The organism is Oxynema aestuarii AP17 (assembly GCF_012295525.1).
Lineage (GTDB): Bacteria > Cyanobacteriota > Cyanobacteriia > Cyanobacteriales > Laspinemataceae > Oxynema > Oxynema aestuarii.
This window is the reverse complement of the sequence record NZ_CP051167.1, coordinates 4,850,571-4,862,323: the sequence shown is the minus strand read 5'-3', so window position 1 is coordinate 4,862,323 and position 11,753 is coordinate 4,850,571. Positions and strand designations below refer to the sequence as shown.

11 protein-coding genes are annotated in these 11,753 nt (G+C 44.3%); all 11 read left to right on the top strand.

Going from position 1 to position 11,753, the window contains the following annotated elements; translation table 11 throughout:
• Positions 1-11 precede the first annotated feature (11 nt).
• The 11 genes from HCG48_RS19465 (at position 12) to HCG48_RS19415 (ending at position 11,715) form a co-directional block, all read left to right on the top strand.
• The gene (locus HCG48_RS19465) at positions 12-989 is read left to right on the top strand and encodes a glycosyltransferase family 2 protein (protein ID WP_168570643.1); all 978 of its coding nucleotides are present in this window, start codon (positions 12-14) and stop codon (positions 987-989) included.
• A 16-nt stretch (positions 990-1,005) separates the two neighbouring features.
• Positions 1,006-2,157, top strand: a complete 1,152-nt coding sequence (locus HCG48_RS19460; protein WP_168570642.1) for a hypothetical protein — start codon at positions 1,006-1,008, stop codon at positions 2,155-2,157.
• A complete protein-coding gene (locus HCG48_RS19455) occupies positions 2,139-3,179 on the top strand; it encodes a glycosyltransferase (protein WP_168570641.1) in 1,041 nt (346 codons plus the stop codon). The genes HCG48_RS19460 and HCG48_RS19455 overlap by 19 nt, the downstream gene beginning before the upstream one ends.
• A gap of 10 nt (positions 3,180-3,189) precedes the next feature.
• On the top strand, positions 3,190-4,332 hold the full coding sequence (locus tag HCG48_RS19450; protein ID WP_168570640.1) for a glycosyltransferase family 4 protein: 1,143 nt from the start codon (positions 3,190-3,192) through the stop codon (positions 4,330-4,332).
• Positions 4,333-4,490: 158 nt separating this feature from the next.
• A complete protein-coding gene (locus tag HCG48_RS19445; protein ID WP_168570639.1) occupies positions 4,491-5,114 on the top strand; it encodes a class I SAM-dependent methyltransferase in 624 nt (207 codons plus the stop codon).
• A gap of 24 nt (positions 5,115-5,138) precedes the next feature.
• Complete coding sequence (locus tag HCG48_RS19440; protein ID WP_168570638.1) at positions 5,139-5,678, top strand: acyltransferase; 540 nt, start codon at positions 5,139-5,141, stop codon at positions 5,676-5,678.
• 168 nt (positions 5,679-5,846) lie between these two features.
• Entirely contained in the window at positions 5,847-6,668 is an 822-nt protein-coding gene (locus HCG48_RS19435; RefSeq protein ID WP_168570637.1) for a sulfotransferase domain-containing protein, read from the top strand.
• Positions 6,669-7,140: 472 nt separating this feature from the next.
• Positions 7,141-7,920 (top strand): class I SAM-dependent methyltransferase, encoded by a 780-nt coding sequence (locus tag HCG48_RS19430; protein ID WP_168570636.1) that lies wholly within the window; start codon positions 7,141-7,143, stop codon positions 7,918-7,920.
• A 234-nt stretch (positions 7,921-8,154) separates the two neighbouring features.
• A complete protein-coding gene (locus HCG48_RS19425) occupies positions 8,155-9,156 on the top strand; it encodes a glycosyltransferase family 4 protein (protein WP_246259641.1) in 1,002 nt (333 codons plus the stop codon).
• Entirely contained in the window at positions 9,143-10,486 is a 1,344-nt protein-coding gene (locus HCG48_RS19420) for a hypothetical protein (protein ID WP_168570634.1), read from the top strand. The genes HCG48_RS19425 and HCG48_RS19420 overlap by 14 nt, the downstream gene beginning before the upstream one ends.
• Positions 10,487-10,533: 47 nt before the next feature.
• Positions 10,534-11,715: a glycosyltransferase family 4 protein gene (locus HCG48_RS19415; protein ID WP_168570633.1), complete on the top strand. Its 1,182-nt coding sequence runs from the start codon at positions 10,534-10,536 to the stop codon at positions 11,713-11,715.
• The last annotated feature ends 38 nt before the right edge of the window (positions 11,716-11,753 follow it).

The following is an 11,753-nucleotide window of genomic DNA, read 5'->3' as shown; positions in this document are numbered from 1 at the left end:
GGAATTCTCTCATGCCAACAGTTTCTGTCATTACTCCGCTTTATAACAAGGCTGCATATATTGCAGACACGATTCAGTCGATACTTTCCCAGACCTACTCGGACTGGGAAATGCTAGTAGTGGATAATGGCTCTACAGACGGCAGCTGGGAAAAAGCTCAGCAAATTCAGGATTCGCGCATTCGTCTCTTGCATTCCCCTAAGCGCGGACCAGGAACAGCCCGTAATTACGGATTAATTAATAGCCAGGGTGAATGGATTCAATTCTTGGATGCTGATGATTTACTCGAACCCGATCATTTAGAACAACAAATTAAAGTGGCTCGACAAAACCCGAAAGCAGACATTATCGTTGGTTATTGGCAGGAATTTACTGAACAAAATCCCGCACAACGCTTTCTAAAAAATCCCTCAGGTCTTGGCAAGTCACCGCAAGCTTTGCGAGACTCGGCGATCGCCTTTGCTCCTTGGGCAGTTCATGCCGCACTGATTAGGCGTTCCGCTTTAACGGAAGAATATTTTTGGTCTGAAGAACTTGATTCGTTTCTTAGCGAAGATACTGCCTTCTGGTTTTGTCTGTTGACTAAGTGTTCGGTCGCCTTCTCTAATAATCGTGGCGCTCTTTATCGAAAGCAAACTCCCCTTTGTCGCGACGACTACCATAATCCAGCTAAATGGCTAGAGGGGATGAAGGCAGTCACTTCCTACAATGTCAATTTTCTTAAGTCTCGTGGCGAACGACCCTCTGCAAGACAGTGTGAGATGTTGATGCGTTGTTTTCTTTCTGCTGCTCGTATCGCTCGCAGCAGAAGGGACTTCTCTACCGAACGGGAAGCGTTTGCTCGTGCAGAGAAATGGTTTAGCGAATGTGCAAAGCTTGGCGGTATCAATACTCTCTCTTTGCGTCTCCGAGGGATTCTTGGTCTTCGTTTAAGTCAACGCCTTATCTCTCTTCACTCTAGTCTCGGAAATATATCTGCCTCACGCTAAAGGAATTTAACAAACCATGAATCAAGATAGAGTGTACGGAATTGTCGTTACAAGCATTTATGATGGGGCATTTCTCGACGAATACTATTCCCATTTTAAAGACCGTGGACATTTAGATTGCGTCCGCTTCTATGTTGTCGGCGATCTTTCTACTCCACCAGCTTGCCGCGAGCGGGTTGAGCGCTACCGCGCAATGGGGTTGCCGTGGATTTATCTTGGCAAAGAAGAACAGGAAGATTTCCTTGCACCATTTCCCGAGCTTTCTGCCGAAATTCCTTGGAAGTCTGATAATCGGCGCAATGTAGGCTTTCTAATGGCTTACCGCGATCGCTGTGATGTGATTATTGCGATTGATGACGATAACTATCCTCACAAAAATTGGCCTTTCTTAAAAGGGCATTCTACAGTCGGTAAAGAAGTTTCTCGCCTCACAGCAGTTGGATATAATAGCTGGTTCAACTTATGTTCTATGATGGAGGTTCAATGTCCTTCTTTGGGGAGTGGAGAAACGGTTTATGCTAGAGGCTTTCCTTATCAGCGCCGTCACACTGCCTGTTCTCAAGTCGATGCCGAAATTTCTGAGGGATTTGTCGCCATCAATGCGGGACTTTGGTCGGGCGATCCAGATGTTGATGCTGCCACTCGCTTGGTCACTCGCTGTGCTGCCAAGGAAAACTTTACCACCGATTACCTCTTAGCTTCCAGCACTTTGATGCCAATTAATACCCAAAACACGGGGCTGATTCGAGATGCCATACCCGCTTATTACTACGTCAAAATGGGGCATCCAGTTGGGGGTATGAAACTGGATCGTTTTGGCGACATCTTCAGCGGTTTCTTTGTGCAAAAGTGTGCCCAAGCCGTGGGGCATCGAATTAAAGTGGGTTCCCCTGTGGTTGAGCATCGCCGTTCTCCTCACAATCTCTACAAAGACCTCTGGAACGAATTGGCAGGTATGGTCGTCATTGACGATATGTTGCCTCTCCTGGAAACGCCATTATCTCCCGCTAAAACCTATAGTGAGGCAACTGTCGAATTTGCCGAACGACTTGAAGCATGGTCAGTCAAGCAGCAGGGATTTCTCTGGGATGATTCCCTGAGAGATTATTTCAAAAAAGTCGCTCAAAATATGAGGCTGTGGGTAGAAGTATGTCGCCAGCTAAACTGACGGTTTCCCTAGTTACTACGGTATTGAACGATCGGCAAGGATGCGCGGCTTTCTTTACTCAGATGGAAGCCCAGACCCATCTGCCTGATGAAATTGTCATTGTCGATGGTGGTTCAACAGATGGCTCTTGGGAGTTTCTCCAGAACTACCAACCGAATCAACCTTACTCACTGCGGGTTATTCAGGATGTGGGCTGTAATGTAGCACGGGGTCGTAATTTAGCGATCGCCCACGCCAAACACGACATTATTGTTTCTACAGACATCGGTTGCTATTGGGAACCCCAGTGGTTGGAAGAACTAGCCAGACCTCTGTTAGAGGATAGGCAACTGAAAGCCGTGATGGGGAGTTGGCAAGTTCGTTGGGAAGACTTGAAGAGTGATTGGGCAAAGGTTGAGTATGCCTTGCACGATGGCCCGAAATTAATTGCTAATCCAAAGTCTCACGCTTCCTCACGAGCGATCGCCTATCGCAAATCCTTGTGGGAAAAAATTGGTGGGTATCCAGAAGATTTAACGTTAGCAGGCGATGACATGGTATTCGCCCTGCTACTACATCAGATCACTGACCGTGTTGGTTGTACTCCCATCCCTCGTTGTTATTGGGAGCGTCCTGTGACTCTGAAAGCTCTTTGCAAAGAAGCCCGCCGCAACTTTCGCGGTGCTGCTGAGGCAGGAATTTGGTTAAAGCACGGACTTCTAGTGGGGGGAAGGCTATTCCTAGAACTTTTACTCCTGCTTACTGGTTTAGTCTGGCTACTTTTTGCCTCACCGATTTGGATAGGTTTACTGTTTCTGAGCGGATTTTTTATCAGTGCAGGTTTACGAGTCATTCGATTATTTCCAGCTATTAAGCGCTTGAACTCCTGCGGTTATTCAGATGGATGGTTCCAGATTTTAGTGCTTGAATACTTGATTAAGTTTTGGAGCATAGTTGGGTATTGGGAGAGATTTTTGTACGGATTTAGGCACTGCCGGGAATGCCGAAAACGGCTGCGTAGCTTAAAAATCCAGATAGGTTGATGAATAACACATGAAACTTCTCTACTATTCACCAGCTAGTTATGGTGGGATTGCCGATTATGCCCACGAACAGGCGAATGCCTTGGCAGAACTCGGAATAAATGTTACTTTTCTTTGCACTCCAAAATATCCAACTGACAGGACAAAAAAGTATCAGATTGTGCCAATTCTGGAAGACATAAAGCCGGATAAGCCATTACCGAATAAACTATTCAAAGCAGCACATTATATCTCTATTACACTGGCAAATTATGCTAAATTGGCAAATTTTGTTGAGGAAAAGAATTTTCAGCACGTTTTACTCAGTTATGTGGAGTATCTAGCACCTCTGTGGTCTGGTCGCTTGAGGCAGCTTGCCAAGAAAGAGGTGGTCTTTGGTGCAATCGTGCATGACCCGGTTCGCAATTTTGTAGTTGGCCCTTGCTGGTGGCATCGCTGGTCAATCGCGTGTGCTTATTCCTTCTTACGCGAAGCCTTTGTCCATGAAGCTATCGAACTGGATACTGTGCAACCTATACCTCAACTCCGAACTACAGTGATTCCCCATGGAACGCATCAGTTTCCTAGTGCTAGTAAATCAAGGGAAGAAATGCGAATCCAGCTTAATCTGCCCCTTGATGCTAAAGTAATGCTTGCGTTTGGACATATTCGCGATAATAAGAATCTTGACCTTGTCATTCAAGCCATGGTTAACTTTCAGGATTTATACCTGATTGTTGCAGGAAAAGAACAATCATTAGGTCAGAAACCAGCCGCTTTTTATCAGAATTTAGCCAAAACTTTAGGCGTTGCAGATCGCTGTCGGTGGGAAGTTCGATTTATTCCAGATACAGAAATTGCCAATTTGTTTGAAGCTGCCGATATTACACTCATAACCTACAGCAAAACGTTTCACTCTGCCAGCGGTGTTTTGAATACAGCAGCTGGTTACCGTAAACCTTGCCTTGCCTCAGCTGGTGAAAGCTCTCTGCGCTCTGTTGTCCAAAAGTATGAACTTGGAATTTGGGTTGAACCGGATGATCTAGATTCTATTGTGAATGGAATTAGAAGGTGGTCAGAAAATCTCCCCAGTCCTCAATGGGAGAGGTATTTTGAGGAAAACTCCTGGGCACTGAATGCAAAGTTGGTAAGCCATTGTTTAGCAGGAATTTGAACAATCATCACTTAAAGAGAGTTACAATGATGTTTAATCAAGTCTTGGATACTCAGTTTTCTAAAAAATTTGAACTCTTTACGGATACTGTAATTGACCGTGGATAGGTTGGAGAAGTTGGCAAAAATAGACGCGATATTCTTGGTGCCGTCAGTAGAATGGAAGCTCGGACTTTAGCCGAAATTATTTTGAAGCATAATTGCCAAAGGAGTTTTGAGACTCGAGTTGCCAATGGCATTAGCACCTTGGCTATTACACAAGAGATCGCATCAAATAATGGTCATCACTATGGAATTGACCCTTGCCAATTTACAGATCATCAAGGTGTGGCGTTAACGGTTTTGCAAGAATATGACTTATTGTCCCGATTTACTTTGTTGGAAGGACCAACACACCTAGAAGCTCCAAAACTATTGAGCAAAAATGAAAAATTTGACTTTGCTTTTATTGATGGAATGTATACTTTTGGCTATAAATTTATCGATTTTTTCTATGCGGATCAAATAATTAAAGTAGGTGGATTCTTGGTTTTCCACGATTTTTTATTGCCTTCTGTGAAGAAAATATATAAGTTTATAAACAAACAATATAAAGATAAATATCAATTGATTATGACTCCAGAATTACAGCCTAGTCTATATCGCAAAGCAAAATATATGGCAGCAGCCTTCATCAAGGGTAAGCCCTATTGGTATGATTGGCCTAATAATTTTTGTAATTTACTAGTTTTGCAAAAAACTTCTGATACAGAATGTTCTTGGAACTATTTTGAGAATTTTTAAAGGTCTATTAAATACTCTAAAAATATGAGTTTTAGGATCGTTGCTGGCAGTATTCTGAGTTATATCTACAATCACCTGATTGGAAACTTCCCATTGCGCAAAATCCGCATGGCCTATCTCAAAGCGTACTTGCCAGAAGTGGGTGCGGGAACATCTGTGCAAATGGGATGTCGATTTCTGAATGGGAGAAAAGTGCATCTAGGCGATCGCAATGTAATTAATTTCGGTTGTTTGTTTGATGGTCGCCATTACGAGATTCGCACAGGTTCTGATGTCTCCATTGGTCCAGAAGCGACAATTTTAACACTGGGACACGATCCCCAGTCACCGGAATTTAGTGATAAAGGTGGAGATGTAATTATTGGCGATCGCGTTTGGATTGCTTACCGAGCGGTTGTACTACCAGGAGTCACGATTGGTGAGGGTGCGGTAGTGGGTGCAGGTTCTGTAGTCACGAAAGATGTAGAACCTTACAGCATCGTGGCGGGAGTGCCTGCAAAAGTGATTGGCAGGCGAAATTCAAAACTAATTTACACCCTAAATTATTCCCCTTTTTTATTATGAATAATCATTCCAGTAAAAGCTAAATTATTCCGTACATATGCATTTATAATTGTTGGGGATCAGGAAGAGCTACCATTAAATTAAGTCTTTTCCTATTAATGCTTCCAAAACAATCAGAATCAAAGTTTTACCCTGTAATACAGAGCAATTTTTTGTAGGACAAAGTCAATGGGAATTCGATCTAATTTGGCAAAGTTTCCACTTCCTCTCAATGTCTCTGAGTTCAAAGCAACTAGTCTCGGAGCAAGAGTTCTGGCTAACAGTTTTTTTAAGTCGGGGACTCACCTACTCACCCGAGTTTTAGATTTATTGCCCCTGATTGTTCCTCGTTGGAGCTATCACATTGCTGTTTCCGAATCGCAGATACCTTACCAGGATCTAGGCAGAATTCGCAATGGTCAATATAGTACTGCACACTTATACTGGCATCCGGAACTGGTTGAAATTTTAGATACTCACAACATCCGTACCTTATTTATCATCCGCGATCCAAGAGATATCGCTGTTTCCTACAGCTATTACATTACCCATATGCTGCGGAGTCATCCTTTATCTCCCTACTTCAATTCGTTAACTTCGGATGCTGAGCGACTCATGGCTACCATTGTTGGAGTAGATAAGAACCTAGCTCCAGATGGAAACCGATGGAAATCTATAGGTGAGCATGCCATAGCCTATGCACCCTGGTTAGATGAATCAACCTGCCTCACCGTTCGTTTTGAGGATTTAGTTGGAAGTGCTGGCGGCGGTAACGATGAAAAGCAGGTGGAGACAGTCCGCGCAATCATCTCTCACTTGGGTATTGAGCTTTCAAACAATCAAATTCATGAGATAGCAAGTAAGGCTTTCTTCAAGAAGGCTAATACATTTCGCAAAGGGCAAATTGGTGACTGGAAAAATCATTTTTTAGAGGAACACAAACGTGCATTCAAAGAGGTTGCAGGAGAAGCAATTATCAAGTATGGGTATGCCGATGGGTATGATTGGTGAATCTCCCAATTTGCAATTTCAATCGTGCTACCAGGAGTCACGATTAACAAAAGTGCGATAGTTGCATAAGTTCTGTGGTTATAAAAAATATAGAAATGTACACTATTGTCGCTGGAAATCTAGTCCGATTTAGTAAGAAGCGATCGCACGACTTGCACTATACGATAAACTACCAACCATTACTACTTTGAGAACTAAGCTATGAATCCCTTCCCTTATCTGAGTAAAAAACCCGTACCCTTAAACATCTTATCTGGTCCTTTTCGGGGAACTCGCCTCATCCTCAATCCTGCTTGCTCAAAGCGAAAGATCTTTGGCATATACGAGCATGTCCTGAACCGGTGGCTCAACCAAGTCCTTCTCTAGATTAAAATGGTTTGGCATATTAGTGCTAATCATGGCTATTTTACCTAAGGACGCTTTTTTCAGCAATCAGTCCTAAGTATCACAATTTTTTATGGAGTGGAATTTTATGAAATCTGCATTAGTTAAAATCTTAGGTTTTCCTGCAACCCTTATTCATGGGGATACACTTGTATTAGATCGCTGGCTTTGGTTAAAAGAACGGTTACCACAAACTTCTACTTCTGATAAACTTATTGATATAGGTTGTGGTACAGGTGCCTTCACGATTGGTGCTGCTTTGTTAGGTTATGAAGCCTTGGGCTTGAGTTGGGACGAGAGAAATCAATCAGTAGCTAAGCAGCGTGCTTTGCTCTGTGGGGCAAAGTCTGCAAATTTTGAAGTGTTGGATGTTCGCAAACTCGATCGCCGACAAGACCTGATTGCACAGTTTGATCTTGCCATCTCTTTGGAGGTGATTGAACACATTCTTGACGATCGCAAACTCATGAGAGATATTGCTAACTGTTTGAAACCAGGTGGTCGTCTTCTGCTCACAACTCCCAATTATGACTATAAACCAATCACTGCAATGGATAAGGGGCCGTTTCCTACTGTAGAAACAGGATGGCACGTTAGAAAAGGATATACTGAAGCAAGTTTAATAAATTTATGCAAAGAAGCTGGTTTTGTCGTGGATTCTATTTCTTTTTGCAGCGGATTTTTTAGTCAAAAAACTACATTCTTTTTTCGCTTTTTTTCCAAGATTCATCCCTTGTTGGGATGGAGTTTCATCCTTCCTCTGCGTGGTTTGCCCCCTCTAGTAGATCCTGTAGTGACGAAGCTCCTTCATTGGCCAGAATTTTCTATTTGCCTAGAAGCTCATAAGCCTAATGAGACGGAGGCTTGAGGGTGAATGCCTGAAAATTTTTCATCCTGGATCTGCTGTCAACTCGGCGCTCGCGAACATTACGCTATTCCAAGGGCATTACACCAATCTGACCAACTTGCCCACCTAATAACAGATGCCTGGGTCTTACCTCAGTCTCCCCTAAATCACCTACCAAAATCTCTCTTAGCTAATCTACGGGAACGATTCCACCCAGACTTAACCCCAGCCTCTATCCACGCCTTCACGAGTTCGTTGATTCGCTTTGAACTGGTTCAACGCATCCAAAAAACAACTGGATGGGAACGCATTATCGCCCGTAACTACTGGTTCCAAGAACAGGCAGTCCAGTGTCTCAAGACCCTCACCCCTCAACTTAACTGTCGCCCCACCCTGTTTGCTTACAGTTACGCCGCCTTAGAACTATTCCGCTACGCCAAGTCTAGAGGCTGGCACACTATTTTAGGACAAATCGATCCCGGACCCGTTGAGGAAAAATTGGTTCTAGAGGAACATTCGAGATATCCTCACTATCAATCTATCTGGCAACCTGCACCACCCCACTACTGGGACAGTTGGCGGGAAGAATGTTCACTGGCCGATCGTATTGTGGTGAATTCGCCCTGGTCAAGTCAAGCCTTACAGCAAGCGAGTATCCCTGCCAACAAAATTGATGTTGTTCCCCTTGCCTACGAACCCCCCGAACAAGCCCGTGACTTCGTACGAACTTACCCTCCGGCTTTCTCCGTCGAACGCCGACTAAGAGTGCTGTTTCTCGGTCAAGTAATTTTGCGCAAGGGTATCGCTGCACTGCTAGAAGCGGCCAAACTACTGCGCGACCAGCCTATAGAATTCTGGCTAGTCGGTTCCCCAGGCATCGCCAGATCCCAACCCGAACAGGAACGGGTGCAATGGATTGGTACCGTTCCTCGCAGTGCCGTAGTTGAATACTACCAAAAGGCAGACATTTTCGTGTTTCCAACCCTTTCAGATGGTTTTGGACTAACTCAACTTGAAGCCCAGGCTTGGAAACTGCCAGTTGTTGCGTCCAGATTTTGTGGTGAAGTCGTGAAAGATCGAGTAAATGGGTTGACTTTACAAGAGGTTACAGGAGAAGCGATCGCCGATGCTCTGTTATTTTGTCTCAACCATCCCCATCAACTAGAAATGTTTTCCCAACAATCCACCAATACTACTTGTTTCAGCCTGTCGCAATTGCAGCACCATCTCCAAAGCGTACCCCATGCCCCTATTTGAATACCCGGAGTTACTCTTTACTCAAATAGCCCTGCTGGTTGTGAGCGGAATTTGGTTCTTGCGACGCAATGACGAAATCCCGTTACTGATCGGCAGCTTTATTTTTTACATTTCCTCCTATAGATATTGGGTCGTTACCAGTGGTCTAGACAGGTGGGTGAATATTGGAAATCTTGGTTTTTCTCCAATTACGGAAGATAAGGCTGTTATTGCCTTAGCTTATATTGTCTTTGGGGAAATCTGCCTATTAGTAACTTATATGTTGCGACAGAGGACGGTTTTGCCAATTGTAGTCCCGATAGGCGATCGGACCCTATTCCAATGGCTGCGGCCTAAAATCCTTTTCCTCGGCTTGCTGTGTCTGCCCATAGTCGTAGTCGTTCGCTCCCGCGTTATTGCACAAGTACGCGGGGGTAGTTCCCTGGCATTTGGAGTGAGTGCTTACTTATACTTATTTCCCATGCTTTTAGTGGGAGTAGCTGCACTGATTTTTTGCCTGTGGAAATTTGGTGGCTTGCCCTTACTGCGGCATAAAATTGCTGCCCTCACGATCCTAAGCGGTGTTGCATATCTGACTTACGGTCCTAGCAGCCGCTTTAAATTTCTAGCATGGCTCATCGCTGGAGGTATCATCTTATCCTCATCCTATCGACCAAAAAGTCGCCTGATAATTTTCAGCATGATTACCATCATGAGTCTTACTCTATTTGCCTTCGCTGGTGCTATGCGTAATGCCAACTTAGCCAACGACACCCTAAAGCAAGCTGCCATAGAACGCGCTTTCAGTGCCGAAGATGCCAATATGCTCGATGGCTTCGTACTCATGCAGCAAGTTTATCCTCACCGTTTAGACTTCTCTTTAGGCATGGAGCATCTAGAGATTCTGATGCGCCCGATTCCTCGATCGTTGTGGCCTGAAAAACCCGTGGGAGGCTACCTGAATAAACTGGGCATTACTATCAATAATGGAAAGGGAACCTTAGGGATTTCACAATCATTATTTGGATCGCTCTACGGCGAAGGAGGGCTAATTGGTATTCTCGTTGGCTCAATCCTCTACGGAACAGTTTTCGCCAATATCGTCCGTTATAGTAACGAGCTGCAAGCCTTCGCAGGCATTCTCGTCCGCGCCATCCTCTGCGCCTGTCTAATCCCTCTCCTGCGTGGTGGAGATTTACCCGGAATTTATGCCTGGTTTGGTATGGCTTTTTGGCCATGTTTCTTATTACTTTGGTTTCAACGAGAAAACTTTAAATTAAAATCACCTCTTCCATCGGGTCATATTCATTCTTCAACTCATATGCCCCGACAAGAACACCCTTCCTTCTAAAGTATATTTATTACTTTAGGCGTTACTTGAGTTGAATTAAGCTAGCTATGCATATTGTTGTTATTTTCTACAATATTGGAGGCTATCATGCTGCGAGGCTACGTGCTGCCTGTGCTGCATGTCAGGCAAAAGGTTGGCGTTTGAGTGCCATTCAGGTGACAGACAATACCCGAGACCATCCTTGGGGTGATGTGAAACAAGAAATTGCATTTCCACTCAAGACGCTATTACCTGTTGCTACGACTCCAGCTTCTGTAGATCGCGGTCGCTTTTCTGCGGCACCAGCCCCTTTAGTTCCTGGTTGTCTCGATCTTCTACAACCAGATCTTGTTGCCATCCCTGGATGGGGCTTTCCAGTATCGCGTGCAGCATTAGCTTGGTGTCAACGCTACCGTATTCCAACGATTCTGATGAGTGAGAGTAAATGGGATGATGAAAAACGGCAGTGGTGGAAAGAACAAATAAAATTCTGGCAGTATGTCAGAAAGTATGATGCTGCTCTTGTCGGTGGAGAACTACATCGCGATTACCTCGTGAAGCTAGGCTTTCCCTCCCAGTACATTTTTTTCGGCTACGATGCGGTTGACAATAATTATTTTAAGCAGGGTGCTGAAACTGCTAGGCAAGCACCAAGTCTTACTAGAAAAAGGCAGCCAGCCATTCCGAGACGTCCTTATTTTCTCACTGTCACTCGGTTGATCGAACGCAAAAATGTATTAGGACTGGTCGAAGCGTTTGCTGCTTATCGACAGCAAGTTGGAGATGAGCAGGCATGGAATCTCGTCATTTGCGGCAGTGGACAAGAAGAAATATCTATCCGCCATGTCATTCTCGAAAAAGGACTCAAGGATTGCGTGCATTTACCTGGTTTTATCACCTATCAAGAAATAAGAGATTGGTATGGTCTTGCTAATGCTTTTGTACATCCTGCGTTGCAAGAGCAATGGGGGTTAGTTGTAAATGAGGCTTGTGCTGCTGGACTACCAATTTTATGTAGCCAAACAGTAGGGGCTTGTCACGAGCTGGTTCGCGATCCTGAGAATGGCCGACGATTCAATCCAAAAAGTCAACAAGACATGACTCGTGCCTTGTTAGACATCCATCAGCTAGATTCAGATTCCCGAATTAAAATGGGACAATATAGCCAGAAGATTGTGGCTACTTATAGCCCGCAAAGGTTTGCGGAGGGTTTTTTAAATGCCATTGATGCTGCCATAACAGCCAAGTAACTGTTGTTAATATGAATTATCAAAGAATAGCCTGATTG